The following is a 22,387-nucleotide window of genomic DNA, read 5'->3' on the forward strand; positions in this document are numbered from 1 at the left end:
CCGTATACCGCTTTTATTTGCGGAACGGGAAGTTGAACGCGCGCAGCAGTTCACGCGCTTCGTCATCGGTTTTAGCATTGGTACAAACAACAATGTCCATACCCCACATTTGATCTACTTTATCGTAGTCAATTTCAGGGAAAACAATGTGTTCTTTAAGTCCCATAGCGTAGTTGCCACGTCCGTCGAAGCTCTTCGGATTCAAGCCACGAAAGTCACGTACACGCGGAAGCGCGATTGTGATCAAACGATCCATGAATTCGAACATCTGGTTACGACGAAGTGTAACTTTAGTACCCAGCGGCATATCTTCACGAACCTTGAAGGTCGCGATAGATTTTCTAGCACGGGTAATAACCGCCTTTTGACCAGCAATCAAGCTAAGATCTTCAGCAGCGATACGAGCCTTCTTGCTGTCACCAACAGCTTCACCAACACCCATGTTCAAAACGATCTTTTCGACCGAAGGAATCATCATTGGGTTGGTGTAGTTAAACTTCTCCTGAAGCTCACCACGCACTACATCATTGTAGTGCGCCTTGAGCCGTGGAGTGTAAGTAGCGTCAGCCATCAATCACGTCTCCTGAACGCTTAGCGACACGAACAGTGGCGCCTGCATCATTAGTCGTGAAACCGACGCGGGTCGGCTTGCCATCCTTAGGATCAGCAATGGCAATATTGGAAAGCTGAATAGGAGCTTCCTTTGTGATGATACCACCTTCGCTCTGTTGGGTCTGGCGCTGGTGACGTTTCACCAAGTTAACGCCACGCACGACAGCGCGGTTGTCAGATGGAATCATCTGGAGAACTTCCCCAGTCTTTCCTTTGTCACGACCGGCAATTACGACGACTTTGTCGCCCTTTTTGATCTTCGCGGGCATCAGAGCACCTCCGGCGCAAGCGAAATGATCTTCATGTGATTCTTGCCACGCAGTTCACGAGGAACTGGGCCAAAAATACGTGTTCCGATCGGTTCTTTGTTGTTGTTGATCAGGACGGCAGCATTGCTGTCGAACCGGATCACACTGCCGTCAGCACGACGGATGTCTTTAGCCGTGCGTACGACGACCGCTTTCATCACGTCGCCCTTCTTTACACGACCCCGAGGAATTGCTTCTTTGACGGAGACAACAATGATGTCGCCAACGCCAGCATACTTCCGTTTGGAGCCGCCGAGCACTTTGATGCACATGACACGACGTGCGCCGGAATTATCGGCTACGTCGAGGTTAGTTTGCATCTGAATCATGACTCGTCGCCTTGTTCTTTCTCAGCACTCTAAAAGTTAGAAATGCTGGATGCGTTCACTAGCTCGCTGCTTCCGTAGAAACAACGGTCCATTTCTTATTCTTAGAGATTGGAGCACACTCTTCAATTTGAACGGTGTCGCCAACCTTGTAAGAATTATTTTCGTCATGTGCACGATACTTCTTCGTACGGCGCACAACTTTTTTCAGCAAAGGATGGGTAAAGCGACGCTCTACCTTCACCGTTACTGTCTTTTCGTTCGCATCGCTAACAACGACACCCTGCAAAATACGCTTTGGCATCATTAGCTCCTTATGCGTTGTCAGACACGCGCTTGTCGCGCAAGACTGTCTGGATCCGCGCAATGTCCCGGCGAACCTGACGGACACGAGCGGTGTTTTCGAGCTGACCAGTTGCTCTCTGGAAACGCAGGTTGAACTGTTCTTTTTTCAGTTCTTCCAGGTTTGCCTTGAGCTCATCTGAGGTCTTAGCTCTTACGTCGCTAGCCTTCATGGCCTTTTCCTTTCGATGTCCGATTACTCACCAATGCGCTGGACGAACCGGCACTTGATTGGGAGTTTAGCAGCGGCCAGACGCATTGCTTCACGAGCAATATCTTCAGACACACCGTCCATTTCGAACATGATGCGACCAGGTTTCACCCGGCACGCCCAGTACTCAGGAGAACCTTTACCCTTACCCATCCGGACTTCAGCCGGCTTGGAGGACACAGGAACGTCCGGGAAGATTCTGATCCACACGCGACCCGCACGCTTCATGTAACGGGTCATTGCACGACGGGCAGCCTCAATCTGACGAGCGGTGATCCGCTCTGGTTCCATGGCTTTCAGGCCAAAGGCACCAAAATTGAGGTCCGTACCACCCTTGGCATTGCCATGGATGCGGCCCTTGTGCTGCTTGCGGAACTTAGTACGCTTTGGTTGCAGCATCGTTTTCTCTCGCTTTAATAGTTAAGCCGTGTGAAGGCGCTGCTTACGCAGCGCGCTCACGCCGACCGCCACCTTGGCGTTCGCTCTTGCCACCACCTTCAGTCGCACGACGTTCAGAAGCCATTGGGTCATGCTCAAGGATTTCGCCCTTGAAGATCCAGACTTTAACGCCACACGCGCCGTAAGCGGTGTGTGCTGTAGCAGTGCCGTAGTCGATGTCTGCACGAAGAGTGTGCAGAGGCACGCGACCTTCACGGTACCATTCGATACGTGCGATTTCCGCACCACCAAGACGACCACCGCAGTTAATACGGATGCCCTGGGCGCCAAGACGCATTGCAGACTGAACTGCACGCTTCATGGCACGGCGGAAAGCAACACGACGCTCGAGCTGCTGAGCGATAGATGCTGCAACAAGCGCTGCATCGGTCTCCGGCTTGCGCACTTCAACGATGTTGAGGTGCACTTCCGAATTTGTCATCTCGGACAGCTTCTTGCGAAGGCGTTCGATGTCTGCACCTTTTTTACCGATAACAACACCTGGACGACCAGAGTGAATAGTTACACGGCACTTTTTGTGCGGACGTTCAATGACGACCTTGGATACAGCAGCCTGCTTAAGTTCTTTAAGCAGATATTCGCGGATGCGAAAATCTTCATGAAGAAGATCGCCGTATTCGTTCTTGCTAGCAAACCAGCGAGAGTCCCAGGTACGGTTGATGCCAAGACGAAAACCGATTGGATTAATCTTCTGACCCATCAGGCAGTCTCCTCAACTTCCCGAACCACGATAGTCAGGTTGGAAAACGGCTTTAGGATCCGTCCAACACGACCACGAGCTCGCGGCTGGAAACGCTTCATGACAAGCGCTTTGCCAACATAAGCCTCGGCGACGACAAGATTGTCGACGTCGAGATCATGGTTGTTTTCCGCATTAGCAATAGCAGACATCAAGGTCTTCTTGACGTCGCCTGAAATGCGCTTACGGGAGAAAGTCAGATCAGCAAGTGCTGTACCAACCTTCTTACCGCGAATGGATGCAGCAACGAGGTTCAACTTCTGCGGGGAAACCCGCAGCATGCGGCAAACCGCCTTTGCCTCGTTGTCTGGGAGCATCCGCTCATGCTTCTGCTTGCCCATCGCTACTTCCTCTTTGACTTTTTGTCAGCGCCATGGCCGTAGTAGGTACGAGAAGGAGCGAATTCGCCCAACTTGTGCCCAACCATGTCTTCACTGATCAAAACAGGAATGTGCTTTTGACCGTTATAGACGCCAAAAGTCAACCCCACAAAGTGCGGCAGAACGGTAGAACGTCGGCTCCAGGTCTTAATGACCTCATTCCGGCCGGATTCACGAACCTTATCCGCTTTCTTCAGGAGGTAACCGTCAATAAACGGCCCTTTCCAGATCGAACGTGCCACGATCCGTTCCTCTTACTTCTTACGCGCGTGACGAGACCGAACGATAAACTTATCGCTGGACTTGTTACTGCGTGTGCGCTTGCCTTTGGTCGGCTTGCCCCAAGGGGTAACCGGATGACGTCCACCGGAGGTGCGACCTTCACCACCACCATGTGGGTGATCGACAGGGTTCATCGCAACACCACGAACGTGTGGGCGACGACCCAGCCAACGGGAACGACCAGCCTTACCAAGGTTGATGTTCGCGTGGTCCTGGTTGGATACCGCACCAACGGTAGCCATACAGGTGCCAAGAACGCGACGCTGTTCACCGGAAAGCAGACGGATGACTGTGTAACCAGCATCACGACCAACGATCTGAGCGTAAGCACCAGCTGAGCGAGCAATCTGCGCGCCTTTGCCTGGCTTCATCTCGATGTTGTGGATGATGGTACCCACTGGAATAGAAGCCAGAGGCATAGCGTTGCCTGGCTTAATATCCACAGCTTCACCAGCTACAACCTTATCGCCAGCAGCAAGACGCTGTGGTGCAAGGATGTATGCCTGCTCGCCATCATCATAAGTGATGAGAGCGATGAAAGCGGTGCGGTTTGGATCGTATTCCAGACGCTCAACAGTACCGACAACGTCGAATTTACGACGCTTGAAGTCGATCAGGCGGTAGGTACGTTTGTGACCACCACCAATGTTGTTCGCAGTCTTACGACCGTGGTTGTTACGACCACCGGACTTGGACAGACCTTCAGTCAATTTCTTGACTGGCTTGCCTTTCCAAAGATCAGAACGGTCTACCTGGACCAGCTGACGACGGCCAGGAGATGTCGGATTAAATGTCTTAAGTGCCATTTTGTCCTACCCCTTACAGACCGGTCGTCACGTCGATGGACTGACCATCTTCCAGAGTGACCACAGCTTTTTTGAAGTCGTTCTGTTTGCCGACAACACCTTTGAAGCGCTTGGTTTTACCCTTGCGAACCAGTGTGTTGACTGCTTTGACTTTTACGCCAAACAGAGCTTCAACAGCTGCTTTGATTTCCGGTTTTGTTGCAGTGAGAGCAACCTTGAAAACAACCTTATTCTCTTCAGAGGCAAAAGTAGCTTTCTCGGTGATCACCGGAGATACGATTTTGTCGTAGTGAACGAGCTTGCTCATTAGAAGCGCTCCTCCAAAGCTGCAACTGCCGCTTTGGTCAGGACCAGCGTATCACGACGAAGAATGTCGTAAACGTTGATACCCTGTACCGGCAGTACATCTACGAGTGGAATGTTACGAGTAGCCAAACCGAAGTTTGCATCTACTTCAGAACCGTCCACGAACAACGCACTGTTCAATCCGAGAGAACCAAGCTGGTCCTTCAGAGCCTTGGTTTTGGCTTCTGCTGATTTCGCGTCCTCAACAACAACAAGGTTGCCAGAAGCTACTTTTGCAGACAGAGCATGCTTCAGACCCAGAACACGAACTTTTTTAGGAAGCTCATGAGCGTGCTCACGCACAACTGGACCAAATGCCCTACCACCACCACGGAACTGAGGTGCTTTACGGTTACCGTGACGTGCGCCGCCAGAACCTTTCTGGCGTACGAATTTTTTGGTGGTACCATTAACTTCGGAACGACCCAAAGTTTTATGTGTACCAGCCTGGCGCTTTGCAAGCTGCCAGCGAACAACACGCTGGATTAGGTCGATACGTGGCTCGAGACCAAAGATCTCGTCAGACACTGTGATCGAACCCGCTGCGTTACCGCCGAGGGTTTTAACCTCGAGTTCCATCACTCACCTTCCTTCCCGGCTTCAGCCGCTGCAATAGCAGAGTTCTGACGGAATGCACCTGGTACAGGAACGTTCTCTGGCAGAGCCTTCTTAATTGCATCACGAACCAGGATCCAACCGCCTTTAGAGCCAGGTACAGAACCTTCAACCATGATCAGACCACGTTCTACGTCAGTACGTACAACTTTCAGATTCTGAGTGGTTACGCGTTCAGCACCGAGGTGTCCGGCCATTTTCTTGCCTTTAAACACCTTACCTGGATCCTGACACTGACCGGTAGAACCGTGCGCACGGTGTGAAACAGACACACCATGAGAAGCGCGACCACCACCGAAGTTGTGACGCTTCATCGCACCAGCAAAGCCCTTACCGATAGAGGTGCCGGTTACATCCACGAACTGACCGTTAAGGAAGTGGTCAGCTGTAAGCTCAGCACCAACTTCGATCAAGTTCTCTTCAGAAACACGGAACTCAGCGAGTTTGCGCTTAGGCTCAACTTTTGCAACTGCAAAGTGGCCACGCATCGCGCGGTTCGTGTTCTTAACTTTTGCCGCACCTACGCCCAACTGAAGCGCAGTGTAGCCGTTCTTATCTGCCGTCCGGTGAGCAACAACTTGACAGTTGTCTAGACGCAGTACTGTAACGGGCACGTGTTCGCCTGCCGCGTTATAGATACGGGTCATACCCACCTTCTGTGCGATCACTCCAGAACGCATTACTGTGTCCCCTTGCCGCACTTAGAGCTTGATCTCGACATCAACGCCAGCAGCCAGGTCGAGCTTCATCAAAGCATCTACTGTCTGTGGTGTTGGGTCGACGATGTCCAAAAGACGCTTATGAGTGCGCATTTCGAACTGATCACGGCTCTTTTTATCAACATGCGGTCCGCGAAGTACTGTGTACTTCTCAATCCGCGTCGGCAACGGAACTGGTCCACGCACTTGTGCGCCGGTCCGTTTCGCCGTGTTCACGATTTCCTTAGTGGAAGCGTCAAGAACACGGTGATCAAACGCCTTCAGGCGGATCCGTATATTCTGACCGTTCATGACTAATCCTTAACTGAGCAAGGCAACTGCGGTTTAACACAAGATCAAACCGCAGTTCGAACTCAATTCTTATTCGATGATTTCAGCTACAACACCAGCGCCGACGGTACGACCGCCTTCACGGATAGCGAAGCGCAGACCATCTTCCATAGCGATTGGTACGATAAGTTCAACTGAAACAGCAACGTTATCACCAGGCATCACCATTTCTGTGCCTTCTGGCAGAGAAACAACACCAGTCACATCAGTTGTACGGAAGTAGAACTGTGGACGGTAGTTGGTGAAGAATGGAGTGTGACGTCCACCCTCTTCCTTGGTGAGGATGTATGCCTCAGCTTTGAACTTGGTGTGAGGAGTAACGGAACCTGGTTTACAAAGAACCTGGCCACGCTCAACATCTTCACGACCAACACCACGGATCAATGCACCGATGTTATCGCCAGCTTCGCCCTGATCGAGCAGCTTGCGGAACATTTCAACACCAGTAACAGTGGTCTTAGATGTGTCTTTAACGCCAACGATCTCAACTTCGTCACCAACGTGAACGATGCCACGCTCTACACGACCGGTTACAACAGTACCACGGCCAGAGATAGAGAACACGTCTTCGATCGGCATCAGGAATGGCAGATCGCGTGGACGGTCAGGAGTTGGGATATAGTCGTCAACTGCAGCCATCAGCTCTACAATTTTGTCTTTGCCGATCGCGTCATCGCGGTCTTCAAGAGCAGCAAGTGCAGAACCAGCAATGATTGGAATATCATCGCCTGGGAATTCGTAAGAAGAAAGAAGTTCACGAACTTCCATTTCTACGAGTTCAAGCAGTTCTTCGTCGTCAACCTGGTCAACTTTGTTCATGAAGACAACCAGAGCAGGCACACCAACCTGACGAGCGAGCAGGATGTGCTCACGTGTCTGAGGCATTGGGCCGTCTGCAGCGTTAACAACGAGGATCGCGCCGTCCATCTGTGCAGCACCAGTGATCATGTTTTTCACATAATCAGCGTGGCCTGGACAGTCAACGTGTGCGTAGTGACGAGCTTCGGTTTCATATTCAACGTGTGCTGTTGAAATAGTGATACCGCGAGCACGCTCTTCAGGAGCGCCATCGATTTCGTCGTATGCTTTAAAATCACCGAAGGATTTAGTAATCGCTGCGGTCAGTGTAGTTTTACCGTGGTCAACGTGGCCAATTGTGCCGATGTTGACGTGCGGCTTATTACGTTCAAATTTTTCTTTAGCCATCGGATCTCTCCGTTCTCTCTTGAATCCCTTTGACTGGTCTAATGAGGTTTAGGCGTATTTCGCCATAACCTCGTCAGCAACAGCCTGCGGGACTTGGTCGTAATGATCGAACACCATGGAATACTGCGCACGTCCTTGGGACATGGAACGCAAGTTGTTCACGTAACCAAACATGTTGGCCAGCGGAACCATAGCAGTGATAACGGTCACGACACCGCGGTTTTCGGTACCGGCAATCTGTCCACGACGGGAATTCAAATCACCAATCACGTCACCCATATAGTCTTCTGGAGTGACAACCTCAACCTTCATGATAGGTTCCAGAAGCTTTGGACCTGCTTTAGCCACAGCTTCGCGGAAACCAGCACGACCTGCGATCTCAAATGCGAGCACAGACGAGTCAACATCATGGTAAGCACCGTCAGTGAGGGTAGCTTTAATGTCGACCATCGGGAAGCCAGCAAGTGGACCAGAGGACATGACGGATTCGATACCTTTAGATACACCAGGGATGTATTCCTTAGGAACGTTACCGCCAACAATCGTGTTAGCAAACTCAAAACCTTCACCAACAACATTTGGCTCGATAGAGAGTTTGATGCGAGCAAACTGGCCAGTACCACCGGACTGCTTCTTGTGGGTATAATCCACATCAGCAGATTTGGTAATGGTTTCACGGTAAGCAACCTGAGGTGCACCGATGTTTGCTTCAACCTTGAATTCACGCTTCATGCGATCAACAAGGATGTCCAGGTGAAGTTCGCCCATACCAGCAATGATTGTCTGGCCGGACTCTTCATCTGTCTTCACGCGGAAGGACGGATCCTCAGCAGCCAGGCGGTTCAGGGCAAGGCCCATCTTTTCCTGGTCACCTTTGGTTTTAGGCTCAACAGCGATCTCGATAACCGGATCCGGGAACTCCATGCGTTCCAGAATAACAGGCTTCAGAGGATCACAAAGCGTATCACCAGTGGTCGTGTCCTTCAGGCCTGCGATAGCCACAATGTCGCCTGCATAGGCTACATCAATGTCATCGCGGGAATTTGAGTGCATCTGCATCATGCGACCAACACGTTCGCGCTTGCCCTTAACAGTATTCAGCACGGATGAGCCTTTATTCAGCACACCAGAGTAAATACGTGCGAAGGTCAAAGAACCAACGAACGGATCGTTCATGATTTTAAATGCGAGCATACCAAGCGGCTCTTCATCAGAAGATTCGCGAGTGGTTTCTTCTTCAGTCTTGGCGTCGATACCTTTAATCGCCGGTACTTCAACCGGGTTAGGAAGGTAATCTACAACAGCGTCAAGAAGAGGCTGAACGCCTTTGTTCTTGAATGCTGTACCGCACAATACTGGAACGAAGTTGCCAGCAATGGTACCCTTACGAATAAGCTCTTGAAGCTTTTCGTTGGATGGCATTTCGCCTTCCAAGTATGCTTCAGTAGCTTCTTCTTCTACTTCTACAGCGATCTCGATCAGTTTTTCGCGGTATTCAGCAGCCTGGTCAGCGAGATCTTCTGGAATATCCAGCTCATCCCAGCTTGCTCCAAGAGCTTCACCATTCCAAACCAATGCTTTCATCTTCAGCAGATCGATAACACCAGCAAATTCGCTTTCAGCGCCGATCGGCAGCTGAACACAAGCTGGAGTTGCGCCAAGACGTTTCTCGATCATTTCTACACAGCGGTAGAAATCAGCACCGAGTTTGTCCATCTTGTTGACGAAGATCATGCGTGGAACGTTGTACTTATCAGCCTGACGCCATACGGTCTCAGTCTGAGGTTCAACACCAGCATTCGCATCGAGAAGTGCAACTGCACCATCAAGAACACGCAGGGAGCGCTCAACTTCAATCGTGAAGTCAACGTGACCTGGAGTGTCAATGATGTTCAGACGCTTACCGTTCCAGTGGGCAGTCGTAGCAGCTGAAGTAATGGTAATACCACGCTCCTGCTCCTGCTCCATCCAGTCCATGGTAGCTGCACCATCATGAACTTCACCGATCTTATGGGACTTACCAGTGTAATACAGAATACGTTCTGTAGTGGTCGTCTTACCAGCATCGATGTGAGCCATGATACCGAAGTTACGGTAGTCCTCGATTTTGTGCGTACGTGACATAGCGTCAGCCTCTATCCAGGGTGATTACCAACGGTAGTGCGAGAATGCACGGTTAGCTTCAGCCATCCGGTGAGTATCTTCGCGCTTCTTAACGGAGTTACCACGGCCATTCGCAGCATCCAGCAATTCACCGGACAGACGACCAACCATTGTGGTTTCGTTACGACCGCGAGCTGCAGAAATCAGCCAGCGGATAGCAAGTGCCTGACGACGCTCTGTACGAACTTCGACTGGAACCTGATAAGTTGCACCACCAACACGACGGGAGCGAACTTCAACCTGTGGCATAACGTTTTCGAGCGCCTGATGGAACATCTCGAGCGGGCTAGCCTTAGCTTTAGTTTCGATCGCATCGAATGCACCGTATACGATGCGTTCTGCGGTGGATTTTTTACCATCGAGCATTACTGCGTTCATGAACTTAGTAACGACGATATCTCCGAACTTAGGATCCGGAATAACTTGACGCTTTTCAGCGGCGTGACGGCGGGACATATCGGTCTATATCCTATTATTTCGGACGCTTAGCGCCATACTTGGAACGACGCTGTTTACGATCTTTAACACCCTGGGTGTCAAGAACGCCACGGATGATGTGGTAACGAACACCAGGCAAATCCTTTACGCGACCACCACGGATCATGACAACGGAGTGCTCTTGGAGGTTATGACCTTCACCCGGGATATAACCAATGACTTCAAAGCCATTGGTCAAACGGATTTTTGCCACTTTACGAAGCGCTGAGTTAGGCTTCTTAGGAGTGGTTGTATATACGCGAGTACACACGCCGCGCTTCTGCGGGCACGCTTCCATCGCTGGAACTTTGTTCCGCTTCGCCGGCACTGTGCGCGGCTTACGGATCAACTGGTTGATCGTTGGCATAATTTGCCCTTTAACTACTTTTGCTCTTCGACCGGACGCAGTTTCTGGTAGACATACGCATGCGCACCAAATCCACGAACGATTATTCGTGAAGGGCACTGCGAAACCAGAGGACCACGGACGGATCCGCGGTCTTGCATTCGACTTGTATTCGCCTTTGAACCCGACAACGTTTAAGCTTCAGTACTCCGAGGCGAGGCGCCTCAGGAGAAGGACATTGCTTACTGCTTGCCATAAGGTTGCCGGAACCTACTCATCAGGACACTGTTCGTCAAGTCCCTTCCAAGAGATTCTTAGCTCCAGACTCTCAGATTCATACGGTGTATCCCAAGATTCGCGTTGATTCAGCAATTTCCTCGCGGAAGACCTCAAAATTTGGAGGCGCTTAAGTGTTCATTGCAGTTTGACTCTGAAGATTAAAAGGAAGTTAAGCACATCCCTACTCTGACTCATCGTCATTTTCGCAAGGCACTTGATTCTTGCAGCATTAACTCAAATTCAATTGCGCCCTTTAAGTGCAAATACTGCCACAGGGGGAAGGCACGTCGGCGCCTCGAGCCTCAAACACCGAACACACCCAGTTATGGAGCAAGGCCACCAGCAACCGTCAGTGTGGTCCCACTCACGAATCCTGCCCCGGAAGACCCAAGCCAGACAGCTGCCTCTGCAATATCTGAAGGTTCGGCTATACGACCAAGAGGTGTTGCAGCAGCAACAAGTGCCGGGCGATCAGGATTTCCCTCCCGCTGATGCATGTCGATCGCGGTTGTTCCCACTCGGATCGCATTCACCGAATGCCGAGTGGCCCAAACTCTTTACCTGCACCAACCGTCAGTGTTTCCACCGCACCCTTTGAGGCGGCGTAGTGAACATACTCCCCAGGGCTCCCCATCACGGCAGCAACCGAAGACATATTTACAATCGCACCACCAGAACCACCTTCATCAGTCCTCATGCGTTTAGCTGCTTCTTGCATGCAGTAAATCATACCGAACACATTTGTCTGAAAAGTCGAAACCAATGCCGAACTATCCAACTCCACCAAGGAGGACGATCCGCCTATGATGCCGGCATTGTTCACGAGGCAAGTAATCGACCCGAGTCTATCATCACAAATGAAAAACATCTGACGCACTCCTTCAAGATCAGCTACATCCGCACCAACAGCAATCGCGCGAACGCCAACCTCTTTGCATCGCCGGACAGTCTCTTCCGCTCCAGCCTGATCAAAATGATAGTTCACACAGACATCATAACCAGCTTCGGCAAAAGCAACCGCGGTGGCTTGACCAATGCCGTTGCTGGCACCTGTTACCAATACAGTCTTCGAAGTAGCATTCCCCAAGAACGTTCGCTCCATTTAACTCTGGCTTCAACTGCAAAGCCAAAAGATCACTGTACTCACAAGTCAGGCAAGATCACTACATTTTTGAAGCCACCCAGCAGAGAGGCATTTACACCTCCCTTCTCCCTAAACGCAAAAAAGGAGAGGTCACCCTCTCCTTTCCAAAATCTAAAATCGGATCATCAGTTCAATTTTTAGAACGTGATCACTGAAACATTGCCTGCCAGTGCATCTTTATAAGGCTGAACGAAGAACTCTTCCTCCGGTGTTTCCGTGATGTATCCCAGCTGATCAAGAGCTGCATCCACGAAACCCTGTTCACCCAACGCTTCAACGGCACGGCGAACTGCACCATCGTCATCAGGCGCGGTCACCATCACATGGAACGGAAGACCATCTTCTTCTTCACCGTCTTCCTCTTTCCAGGCACGGCCCATAATCAGGTAGACAACTGGAGGGGTGTCATCACCATTATCTTCTTCAATCTGATCAGACATTTTATTTCCTTCATCACGCACTCAATCTGTCCAGCCCGACCGAAAGGATGCGTTTCAATTCAAAACACCAGACGTATCTGCCAAGGAGCCTCAGCTTCCAAATTCAGATACGCGTCTTTCTTGTTAGTGGCAGGTCACCCACAAGCAACCATCCGCCATAAACGGAAAAGCCGCCCCGAAGGGCGGCTTGACCTCAATTTAGATTTTGCAGCTCACTAGAACTGACCGTCACGGCTGAAATCTTCAAGCATGGAGTCCGCAGTTCCAGCAGTAGAAGCTGAACGGCGAGCGTCCTGGATGAGATCATCACGCAGTGTCGCAATCTTACGAGTGCGGTTCATCGCCCCGCCTGTACCCGCTGGGATCAGACGACCAACAATCACGTTCTCTTTCAGACCGTCCAGTGGATCGATCTTACCGAAGACAGCTGCTTCAGTCAGAACACGCGTTGTTTCCTGGAACGATGCAGCAGAGAAGAACGAACGAGTCTGCAAGCTTGCCTTCGTGATACCCAGAAGAACTGGAACACCCTTGGCAGGATCACGTGCATTATCAATCGCACGCTGGTTAGCTGCATCAAATTCGATCTTATCGACCTGCTCACCAGAGAAGTACTCTGTTTCGCCCGGATCAGTGATCTCAACCTTCTGGAGCATCTGACGAACAATCACTTCGATGTGCTTGTCGTTAATGCCCACGCCCTGCAGACGATAAACTTCCTGGATCTCGTTAACGAGGAAGGCAGCCAGTGCCTCTACGCCCTTAATCGCAAGAATGTCGTGCGGTGCCGGGTTACCATCAACAAGGTATTCACCCTTCTCGATAGTGTCCCCTTCCTGCAGGTGGAAGTGCTTGTTCTTCTGGATGAGGTACTCAACAGGCTCCAGGCTTTCATCGGTAGGATCGATGATGATGCGGCGCTTGTTTTTGTAATCTCGGCCAAAGCGGATCGTACCGTCAAGCTCAGCGATAATCGCGTGATCTTTCGGACGACGTGCTTCGAACAGTTCTGCAACACGAGGCAGACCACCGGTGATGTCTTTCGTTTTTGCAGATTCCAGAGGAATACGTGCAAGAACGTCACCAGCAGAAACCATGTCACCAGGCTGTACTGACAAAATAGCGTCAACGGAAAGCAGGGAACGAGCATCGCCACCGCGAGCCAGTTTCTTGATCTTGCCGCTGTCATCCTGAATAACCATCGCAGGCTTCAGATCAGCACCACGCTGAGAAGAACGCCAGTCGATAACAACACGCTTGGTGATACCGGTCGCTTCATCAGCAGTTTCCTGCATAGAAGAACCATCCACCAGATCTTCAAAGCCAACACGACCGGAAAGTTCTGTCAGGATCGGACGAGTGTACGGATCCCATTCGGAAATACGATCACCGCGCTTGATGACGTCACCTTCGTCAACGAAGATTTTACCACCGTAAGTCAGACGATGCGTAGAACGCTCATTACCGTCACTATCTACGATAATGATGGACATGTTACGTGCCATGACAATGTTGTTGCCGTCGGAGTCGCGAACCACATTGCGGTTGCGCATCTTCACAGTGCCTTCAAAGTTGGATTCAATGAAGGAACTATCAACAACCTGTGCCGTACCACCAATGTGGAACGTACGCATGGTCAACTGAGTACCAGGCTCACCAATGGACTGCGCAGCAATAACACCAACAGCCTCACCGATGTTCACCGGAGTACCACGTGCAAGGTCACGGCCATAACAGGTCGCACATACACCAGTCTTGGTTTCACAAGTCAGCACAGAGCGGATCTTGACCATCTGGACCTTGGCAGCTTCAAGAAGCTCCACGTCCTTCTCGTCAATCATACGTCCCTTAGGAACGAGCACTTCGCCAGTCTTGTTGTTGCGGATGTCTTCAGCCGCAGTACGGCCAAGAACACGCATACCAAGGGTCGCGATCACGTTACCAGCATCAACAATTGGCTGAACGGTAATGCCACCGGTAGAACCACAGTCAACTTCAAGAATAATGCTGTCCTGTGCAACGTCCACGAGACGACGTGTCAGGTAACCGGAGTTCGCAGTTTTCAACGCCGTATCGGCTAGACCCTTACGGGCACCGTGGGTGGAGTTGAAGTACTCGAGAACCGACAGACCTTCTTTAAAGTTCGCGATAATCGGGTTTTCGATGATGGAACCATCTGGTTTCGCCATCAGACCGCGCATACCGCCGAGCTGCTTCATCTGCGCTGGAGAACCACGCGCACCGGAGTGAGCCATCATGTAAACAGAGTTCATCTGTTTCTGACGACCTGTGTCCTCTTCATACTCGGTCGCAGAGATGCGGCCCATCATTTCATCAGCGACTTTGTCAGTACACTTCGCCCAGGCGTCAACAACCTTGTTGTACTTCTCGCCCTGAGTGATCAGACCGTCGTTGTACTGCTGTTCGTATTCAGTCACCAAAGTGGTGGTGCTTTCAACGAGTGTCGCCTTGGTATCAGGGATAACCATGTCATCCTTACCGAAGGAGATACCAGCACGACATGCGTTTTTGAAGCCAAGCTGCATAACGCGGTCACAGAAGATAACGGTCTCTTTCTGGCCACAAGCACGATAAACCGTATCGATCATCTTGGAGATGTCTTTTTTGGTCATCAGCTTGTTACAGGAATCGAACGGTACTTCGAAGTGCTTCGGCAGCAGCTCTGCAATCATCAGACGACCAGGAGTGGTCTCATGGATTTCAGAGGTTGGGTTGCCCAGCTCATCAACAGACTTGAAGCGGCCACGGATCTTGGAGTGAACAGTGATAACACCGTTTTCCAGCGCGTGGTGCAACTCACCCATGTTACCGAAGGCCATGCCTTCACCTGGCTCACCATCTGCCATAATGGACAGGTAGTAGAGGCCAAGAACAATATCCTGGGACGGTACGATGATCGGACCACCGTTCGCCGGATGCAGAATGTTGTTGGTGGACATCATGAGAGTACGGGCTTCAAGCTGCGCTTCCAGAGAAAGCGGAACGTGAACAGCCATCTGGTCACCATCGAAGTCAGCGTTAAACGCGGAACAAACGAGTGGGTGCAGCTGGATTGCCTTACCTTCAATCAGGGTAGGTTCGAAGGCCTGAATGCCAAGACGGTGAAGCGTAGGCGCACGGTTCAGGAGAACCGGGTGCTCGCGGATCACTTCATCAAGGATATCCCAAACTTCCGGACGCTCTTTTTCAACGAGCTTCTTCGCCTGCTTAACAGTGGAAGAATAACCCTTTGCATCGAGGCGAGAATAGATGAACGGCTTGAACAGCTCAAGCGCCATCTTCTTCGGCAGACCACATTGGTGCAGCTTCAGTTCAGGACCCACAGTAATAACGGAACGACCGGAGTAATCCACGCGCTTACCGAGAAGGTTCTGACGGAAACGACCCTGCTTACCCTTCAGCATGTCTGAAAGGGATTTCAGAGGACGTTTGTTTGCACCCTGGATCACACGACCACGACGACCGTTATCGAACAGCGCATCTACAGATTCCTGCAGCATACGTTTTTCGTTACGAATAATGATGTCAGGCGCTTTAAGCTCGATCAGACGCTTCAGACGGTTGTTACGGTTGATCACACGACGATAAAGATCGTTGAGGTCAGACGTAGCAAAACGGCCACCATCCAGTGGAACCAGCGGACGCAGATCTGGTGGAATTACAGGAACAACGGTCAGGATCATCCATTCAGGACGGTTTCCAGACTCGATGAACGCTTCAACAACCTTCAGGCGCTTCGCCAGTTTCTTAGGCTTCAGCTCTGTGGTTGCTTCTGCAATTTCCTGACGGATCTTTTCAGATTCACGCTGCAGATCCATGCTGGCAAGGATCTCACGGATCGCTTCAGCACCAATCATAGCAGTGAAGCTGTCTTCACCGTATTCGTCCTGAGCCGCAACAAACTCTTCTTCCGAAAGCAGCTGACGCAGCTTCATAGGAGTAAGGCCCGGCTCAATAACAACGTAGTTCTCAAAGTACAGGATGCGCTCAAGATCCTTAAGCGTCATATCCAACAGCATGCCGATGCGGGACGGCAGCGACTTCAGGAACCAGATATGCGCAACAGGAGCAGCAAGCTCAATGTGGCCCATACGTTCACGGCGTACACGGGACAAGGTGACTTCAACGCCACACTTCTCACAGATAACGCCTTTATATTTCATGCGCTTATACTTACCGCACAAGCACTCATAGTCCTTGATAGGACCGAAAATCCGAGCACAGAACAGCCCGTCGCGCTCTGGCTTGAAAGTTCTGTAGTTGATCGTCTCCGGCTTTTTAATCTCACCGAACGACCAGGACAGAATTTTCTCCGGGCTGGCGATCGAGATGCGGATATGATCGAAGGTCTGTGCGGGAGCCTGTTGATTGAACAGGTTCATGACCTCTTGCGACATCAGCTCTCTCCTAAAATGCGCAGGTCGGGGAGCGTGCTAATAAGCAGGCTCCCCTCTTCCGGCATGAATACATGACTTACAGCGAAATACCTTGAAAGGTCTTATTCCGCGGCATCGATTGCTTCAGCGTCATCATTGGCTTTCTGACGCGGTTCCTTATCCTGCAACTCGACATTGAGGCCCAGGGAACGCATTTCCTTGACGAGAACGTTAAAGCTCTCAGGAATACCCGCCTCAAATGTGTCGTCACCCCGGACGATAGCTTCATAAACCTTGGTACGACCTGCCACGTCATCAGACTTAACAGTGAGCATTTCCTGCAAGGTGTACGCTGCGCCATAAGCTTCAAGCGCCCACACTTCCATCTCACCGAAGCGCTGACCACCGAACTGCGCCTTACCACCCAGCGGCTGCTGAGTAACAAGAGAGTAAGGTCCGATAGAACGCGCGTGGATCTTATCGTCAACCAAGTGGTGAAGCTTGAGCATGTAGATGTAACCCACAGTGACCTGACGGTCGAACTGTTCACCGGTACGTCCGTCATACAATGTAGACTGACCGGATGGTTTCATCTCAGCAATGTTCAGCATGTCAACAACGTCAGGTTCACGTGCACCATCAAAGACCGGAGTCGCGATGGAAACGCCATGACGCAGCTGCTCACCAAGTTTAGCAATGCCTTCGTCGTCGTATTCCTGAACCGGCTCACCCTTGATGTTGTCGCCGTAGATCTCAACGACCTTGCCACGAAGCTGCTCGATCTCGCCAGACTTACGATATTCGTCGTAAAGCTCGCCGATCTTCTGCCCCATGCCGGCACAAGCCCAGCCAAGGTGTGTTTCAAGAATCTGACCAACGTTCATACGTGATGGAACGCCGAGTGGGTTCAGAACGATATCAACGTGTTGACCGTCATCCAGGAATGGCATGTCTTCACATGGGTTGATTTTGGAAACCACACCCTTGTTACCGTGACGACCAGCCATCTTATCACCAGGCTGAATCTTACGCTTAACCGCAACGAAGACCTTAACCATCTTCATCACGCCAGGTGGCAACTCATCACCACGCTGCAGCTTCTCAACCTTGTCGATGAAGCGCTGTTCCAGACGCTTACGGCTCTCATCATAAGAACCACGAAGCGCTTCCAGCTCGCTCATCAGCTGCTCGTCTTCGACAGCAAACTGCCACCACTGAGAACGTGGGAATTCGTTCAGAACGTTTCCGTCGATCTCAACACCCTTGCGGAAGTTCTTCGGACCACCAACAGTCACATGACCCATGATCATCTCAGCCAGTCGGCCATAGACGTTACGGTCAAGAATTGCCTGTTCGTCGTCGCGGTCTTTCGCAAGACGTTCAATCTCTTCGCGCTCGATAGCCATCGCGCGTTCGTCTTTTTCAACGCCGTGGCGGTTGAATACACGAACTTCAACAACAGTACCGGATACACCTGGAGACAGACGCATGGATGTGTCGCGAACGTCAGAAGCTTTCTCACCGAAGATCGCACGCAGAAGTTTTTCTTCCGGTGTCATTGGGCTTTCGCCCTTTGGAGTGATCTTACCAACGAGAATGTCGCCTGGTTTCACCTCAGCACCAACATAAACAATGCCGGCTTCATCAAGGTTCTTCAGCGCTTCTTCAGAAACGTTAGGAATATCGCGAGTGATTTCTTCAGGGCCAAGCTTCGTATCACGCGCCATCACCTCAAATTCTTCAAGGTGGATGGAGGTGAAGACGTCATCGCGAACGATGCGCTCGGACAGAAGGATGGAATCCTCGAAGTTGTAGCCGTTCCAAGGCATGAACGCGACCATAACGTTACGGCCAAGCGCCAGATCACCCAGATCAGTCGAAGGACCGTCTGCGATGATATCGCCCTTACGAACCCGGTCACCTACGTTCACCAGCGGACGCTGGTTGATACAGGTATCCTGGTTGGAACGCTGGAACTTCATCAGGCGGTAGATGTCTACGCCGGACTTGGAAGGATCCAGATCTTCAGTCGCACGAATAACGATACGTGTTGCATCAACCTGGTCAACCACACCGCCGCGACGTGCGCCAATAGCAGCGCCAGAGTCACGAGCAACGATTGGTTCCATACCGGTGCCAACAAATGGAGCCTGTGCACGAACGAGCGGCACAGCCTGACGCATCATGTTGGAACCCATCAGTGCGCGGTTCGCATCATCGTTCTCAAGGAACGGAATGAGCGAGGCTGCAACGGAAACCAGCTGTTTAGGAGACACATCCATCAGATCAACGCGATCAGAGGTGACCAAGATGTTTTCACCCGCATGACGACACTGAACCAGGTCGTTCACGAAGCTACCATCTTCGTTCATCTCAGCGTTCGCCTGAGAAACGTAGTACTTGCTCTCTTCCATAGCGGAGAGATAGACAACGTCTTTCGTCACAAGGCCATCAATAACACGGCGGTATGGGCTTTCAATAAAGCCATACTTGTTCACACGTGCAAAAGTTGCCAGTGAGTTGATCAGACCAATGTTCGGACCTTCCGGTGTTTCAATCGGGCAGATACGACCATAGTGTGTTGGGTGAACGTCACGAACCTCAAAGCCTGCGCGCTCACGGGTCAAACCACCAGGCCCAAGCGCTGAAAGACGACGCTTATGCGTCACTTCAGACAGTGGGTTGGTCTGATCCATAAACTGAGACAGCTGGGAAGAACCGAAGAACTCACGTACAGCTGCTGCAGCAGGTTTTGCGTTGATCAGATCCTGAGGCATCACAGTGTCGATCTCAACGGAGCTCATACGCTCCTTGATCGCACGTTCCATGCGCAGCAGGCCAACACGGTACTGGTTTTCCATCAGTTCGCCAACGGAGCGAACACGACGGTTACCAAGGTTATCGATGTCATCGATTTCGCCGCGGCCATCACGAAGATTAAGCAGCAGGCTGATCACTGACAGGATATCGTCTTTACGCAGAACACGAACAGTATCTTCACACTCAAGGTCAAGACGCATGTTCATCTTCACGCGGCCAACCGCGGAAAGGTCGTAGCGCTCAGCATCGAAGAACAGAGACTGGAACATAGCCTCAGCGGTTTCGATGGTTGGCGGCTCACCAGGACGCATAACGCGGTAGATGTCAAACAGAGCACCTTCGCGGCCGTCATTCTTGTCAGCAGCCAGCGTGTTGCGGATGAAAGGACCAACGTTAACGTAGTCGATATCCAAAACAGGCAGATCGTGGTAGCCACGCTCGATAAGCTCATGAAGAAGCTTTTCAGTCAGCTCTTCACCAGCTTCAGCGTATATCTCACCAGTACGCGTATCAACAATGTCTTCGGCAAGGTACTGGCCAAACAGATCATCATCAGTACCCTTAAGAGATTTAACACCCTTTTCGGTCAACTGACGGATTGTACGAGCGGTAATTTTCTTACCAGCTTCAACAACCACTTCACCGCTAGCAGCATCAACCATATCGGCAGTTGCTTTAGTACCCTTAAGACGAGCACCATCGAACGGTACGGACCAGCTGTTTTCGCCGTTACGTACGTAGTCGATACGGTTATAGAAGGTATTGAGAATCTCTTCGCTATCAAGACCAAGCGCCATCAACAAAGATGTCACAGGGATCTTACGACGGCGGTCGATACGTGCGTGGACAATGTCCTTAGCATCGAATTCGATATCGAGCCATGAACCACGGTAAGGGATCACACGTGCAGCAAACAGAAGTTTACCGGAAGAGTGGGTCTTACCTTTGTCATGGTCAAAGAATACACCCGGGGAACGGTGCATCTGAGACACGATAACGCGTTCTGTACCATTGATCACAAAGGTACCGTTATCGGTCATGAACGGAATATCGCCCATGTAGACATCTTGTTCTTTGATGTCTTTAACCGATTTTGCGCCAGTATCTTCATCCACATCAAACACGATGAGGCGAAGCGTAAGCTTCAGTGGCGCAGCGTAAGTCATATCACGCTGGCGGCACTCTTCCACATCATACTTTGGTGCTTCGAATTCGTAATCTACGAATTCAAGAAGGGAATTGCCTGCAAAATCCGAAATGGGGAATACGGACTTAAATACGGCCTCTAGGCCTTCGTCAACGCGGTTATCTTCAACCTTATCAACTTGCAAGAATTGGTCATAAGACGCCTTCTGCACTTCGATAAGGTTTGGCATAGCCGCTACATCGCGGATGGATCCGAAGTATTTACGGACCCGCTTGCGACCGTTGAACGTCTGCGTCATTGTCGCTCCTCGTATCACTCAAGGTGACGGTTCAGAAAAACGACGCCCTGCATGGCAGAAAACGTAGCTTCTCAGAACCGTCCACAATAGGGCGCTGTTCAGGCACCCTCCCCCGTTGGGACGTTTACCCCGGCCGGGAAACCCGCCAGGGTACGGAAAAGGTCCCGGATTACTCCGGGACCAATATCTGAAGAACTCAGGATTACTTGAGTTCTACTTTTGCACCAGCTTCTTCGAGCTTCTTTTTCAGCTCAGCAGCTTCGTCTTTAGAAACTGCTTCTTTAACAGCTTTTGGAGCGCCTTCTACGAGCTCTTTAGCTTCTTTCAGACCAAGACCAGTGATCGCACGTACTTCTTTGATCACGTTGATTTTCTTCGCGCCAGCGTCAGCCAGGATCACGTCGAATTCAGTCTGTTCTTCAGCTGCTTCAGCAGCAGGACCAGCAGCAGCAACAGCTACAGGAGCAGCAGCAGATACGCCCCACTCTTCTTCGAGCAGTTTAGACAGCTCAGCAGCTTCCATAACGGTCAGTGCGGAGAGTTCTTCTACGATCTTTGAGAGATCAGCCATTTTTCAGTACCTTGTTGTTCGAACCGTTTTCGGTTTTGACAAAAATTATGTGGTTCCGCCTTACGCGGCTTGGTCCTTCTCGGCGTACGCATTGAAGACGCGAGCAAGTTGCCCGGCCGGTGCGCTCGTAACCATGGCCATACGGGTCGCTGGGGTCTGAAGCATACCCACCAGCTTGCCACGAAGCTCGTCCAGAGACGGCATCGCTGCCAGTGCTTTAACACCAGCAGTATCCAGGTTAGTTGAACCAAGAGCACCACCAAGGATTACGAAATTTTCGTTAGCCTTAGCGAAGTTAGCAGCAGCCTTAGGCGCAGCAACTGGATCATCGGAATAAACGATGACAGTTGGGCCTGTGAACAGGTCGCTGATATGCTCTAGTTCAGTGCCTTGAAGGGCAAGCTTGACAAGGCGGTTTTTAGCAACCTTTACGGTACCACCAGCTTCACGAGCATCAGCACGCAGCTGAGTCATCTGAGAAACTGAAAGGCCCGCATAGTGCGCAACAACTGCAACGCCAGTGTTAGACAACACTTCGTTGAAATCGCTGACGAACTTTTGCTTATCCGCTCTTTCCACTTGCCTTCTCCAGTTGGCAGCAATTCTCATTGCCGCCGGTTTGCCT

The 22,387-nt window shown here is 51.1% G+C and carries 23 protein-coding genes and 1 pseudogene; all 24 read right to left on the reverse strand.

Features of this window, described 5'->3' with window-relative positions; all coding sequences use genetic code 11:
• Positions 1-13 precede the first annotated feature (13 nt).
• Positions 14-571 (reverse strand): 50S ribosomal protein L5, encoded by a 558-nt coding sequence (gene rplE / locus PsAD26_RS20190; RefSeq protein ID WP_057463428.1) that lies wholly within the window; start codon positions 569-571, stop codon positions 14-16.
• Positions 564-881, reverse strand: coding sequence for a 50S ribosomal protein L24 (gene rplX, locus PsAD26_RS20195; RefSeq protein ID WP_057463429.1), 318 nt, complete (start codon positions 879-881; stop codon positions 564-566). Before rplX ends, rplE begins: the two co-directional genes overlap by 8 nt.
• The gene (gene rplN, locus PsAD26_RS20200; RefSeq protein WP_057463430.1) at positions 881-1,249 is read right to left on the reverse strand and encodes a 50S ribosomal protein L14; all 369 of its coding nucleotides are present in this window, start codon (positions 1,247-1,249) and stop codon (positions 881-883) included. Before rplN ends, rplX begins: the two co-directional genes overlap by 1 nt.
• A 58-nt stretch (positions 1,250-1,307) precedes the next feature.
• Entirely contained in the window at positions 1,308-1,550 is a 243-nt protein-coding gene (rpsQ, locus tag PsAD26_RS20205; protein ID WP_057463454.1) for a 30S ribosomal protein S17, read from the reverse strand.
• 10 nt (positions 1,551-1,560) lie between these two features.
• Positions 1,561-1,761: a 50S ribosomal protein L29 gene (gene rpmC, locus PsAD26_RS20210; RefSeq protein ID WP_063289479.1), complete on the reverse strand. Its 201-nt coding sequence runs from the start codon at positions 1,759-1,761 to the stop codon at positions 1,561-1,563.
• Between the two features lie 23 nt (positions 1,762-1,784).
• Positions 1,785-2,198 carry a 50S ribosomal protein L16 gene (gene rplP, locus PsAD26_RS20215; RefSeq protein WP_057463432.1) on the reverse strand — a complete coding sequence of 138 codons (414 nt, stop codon included), beginning with the start codon at positions 2,196-2,198 and terminating at the stop codon, positions 1,785-1,787.
• A 43-nt stretch (positions 2,199-2,241) separates the two neighbouring features.
• Positions 2,242-2,958 (reverse strand): 30S ribosomal protein S3, encoded by a 717-nt coding sequence (gene rpsC, locus PsAD26_RS20220; RefSeq protein WP_057463433.1) that lies wholly within the window; start codon positions 2,956-2,958, stop codon positions 2,242-2,244.
• On the reverse strand, positions 2,958-3,338 hold the full coding sequence (gene rplV / locus PsAD26_RS20225) for a 50S ribosomal protein L22 (RefSeq protein ID WP_057463434.1): 381 nt from the start codon (positions 3,336-3,338) through the stop codon (positions 2,958-2,960). The genes rpsC and rplV overlap by 1 nt, the downstream gene beginning before the upstream one ends.
• Before the next feature lie 2 nt (positions 3,339-3,340).
• Positions 3,341-3,619 carry a 30S ribosomal protein S19 gene (gene rpsS, locus PsAD26_RS20230; protein ID WP_057463435.1) on the reverse strand — a complete coding sequence of 93 codons (279 nt, stop codon included), beginning with the start codon at positions 3,617-3,619 and terminating at the stop codon, positions 3,341-3,343.
• A 12-nt stretch (positions 3,620-3,631) separates the two neighbouring features.
• Positions 3,632-4,465, reverse strand: a complete 834-nt coding sequence (rplB, locus tag PsAD26_RS20235; RefSeq protein WP_057463436.1) for a 50S ribosomal protein L2 — start codon at positions 4,463-4,465, stop codon at positions 3,632-3,634.
• Positions 4,466-4,478: 13 nt separating this feature from the next.
• Entirely contained in the window at positions 4,479-4,772 is a 294-nt protein-coding gene (locus PsAD26_RS20240) for a 50S ribosomal protein L23 (protein WP_057463437.1), read from the reverse strand.
• Positions 4,772-5,389 (reverse strand): 50S ribosomal protein L4, encoded by a 618-nt coding sequence (rplD, locus tag PsAD26_RS20245; protein ID WP_063311862.1) that lies wholly within the window; start codon positions 5,387-5,389, stop codon positions 4,772-4,774. Before rplD ends, PsAD26_RS20240 begins: the two co-directional genes overlap by 1 nt.
• Entirely contained in the window at positions 5,389-6,105 is a 717-nt protein-coding gene (rplC, locus tag PsAD26_RS20250; RefSeq protein ID WP_057463439.1) for a 50S ribosomal protein L3, read from the reverse strand. Before rplC ends, rplD begins: the two co-directional genes overlap by 1 nt.
• Before the next feature lie 21 nt (positions 6,106-6,126).
• Positions 6,127-6,435: a 30S ribosomal protein S10 gene (rpsJ, locus tag PsAD26_RS20255; protein ID WP_008547405.1), complete on the reverse strand. Its 309-nt coding sequence runs from the start codon at positions 6,433-6,435 to the stop codon at positions 6,127-6,129.
• A gap of 69 nt (positions 6,436-6,504) precedes the next feature.
• Positions 6,505-7,680, reverse strand: a complete 1,176-nt coding sequence (gene tuf / locus PsAD26_RS20260) for an elongation factor Tu (protein WP_063289481.1) — start codon at positions 7,678-7,680, stop codon at positions 6,505-6,507.
• 48 nt (positions 7,681-7,728) lie between these two features.
• Entirely contained in the window at positions 7,729-9,804 is a 2,076-nt protein-coding gene (gene fusA / locus PsAD26_RS20265) for an elongation factor G (protein ID WP_063311863.1), read from the reverse strand.
• A 24-nt stretch (positions 9,805-9,828) separates the two neighbouring features.
• Positions 9,829-10,299: a 30S ribosomal protein S7 gene (gene rpsG / locus PsAD26_RS20270; protein ID WP_063297944.1), complete on the reverse strand. Its 471-nt coding sequence runs from the start codon at positions 10,297-10,299 to the stop codon at positions 9,829-9,831.
• Positions 10,300-10,315: 16 nt separating this feature from the next.
• Positions 10,316-10,687: a 30S ribosomal protein S12 gene (gene rpsL, locus PsAD26_RS20275; RefSeq protein ID WP_057464826.1), complete on the reverse strand. Its 372-nt coding sequence runs from the start codon at positions 10,685-10,687 to the stop codon at positions 10,316-10,318.
• Positions 10,688-11,268: 581 nt separating this feature from the next.
• Positions 11,269-12,047 (reverse strand): annotated as a pseudogene (locus PsAD26_RS20280) (SDR family oxidoreductase).
• A 179-nt stretch (positions 12,048-12,226) separates the two neighbouring features.
• Entirely contained in the window at positions 12,227-12,529 is a 303-nt protein-coding gene (locus tag PsAD26_RS20285) for a hypothetical protein (protein WP_063311864.1), read from the reverse strand.
• A 215-nt stretch (positions 12,530-12,744) separates the two neighbouring features.
• Entirely contained in the window at positions 12,745-16,947 is a 4,203-nt protein-coding gene (gene rpoC / locus PsAD26_RS20290) for a DNA-directed RNA polymerase subunit beta' (RefSeq protein WP_063297946.1), read from the reverse strand.
• Between the two features lie 101 nt (positions 16,948-17,048).
• The gene (rpoB, locus tag PsAD26_RS20295) at positions 17,049-21,191 is read right to left on the reverse strand and encodes a DNA-directed RNA polymerase subunit beta (protein WP_057464830.1); all 4,143 of its coding nucleotides are present in this window, start codon (positions 21,189-21,191) and stop codon (positions 17,049-17,051) included.
• 202 nt (positions 21,192-21,393) lie between these two features.
• Positions 21,394-21,762 carry a 50S ribosomal protein L7/L12 gene (rplL, locus tag PsAD26_RS20300; protein WP_063289484.1) on the reverse strand — a complete coding sequence of 123 codons (369 nt, stop codon included), beginning with the start codon at positions 21,760-21,762 and terminating at the stop codon, positions 21,394-21,396.
• A gap of 60 nt (positions 21,763-21,822) precedes the next feature.
• Positions 21,823-22,341: a 50S ribosomal protein L10 gene (rplJ, locus tag PsAD26_RS20305; protein ID WP_063289485.1), complete on the reverse strand. Its 519-nt coding sequence runs from the start codon at positions 22,339-22,341 to the stop codon at positions 21,823-21,825.
• Positions 22,342-22,387: the final 46 nt, after the last annotated feature.

Source organism: Pseudovibrio sp. Ad26 (assembly GCF_001623285.1).
GTDB classification, from domain to species: Bacteria; Pseudomonadota; Alphaproteobacteria; order Rhizobiales; family Stappiaceae; genus Pseudovibrio; species Pseudovibrio ascidiaceicola.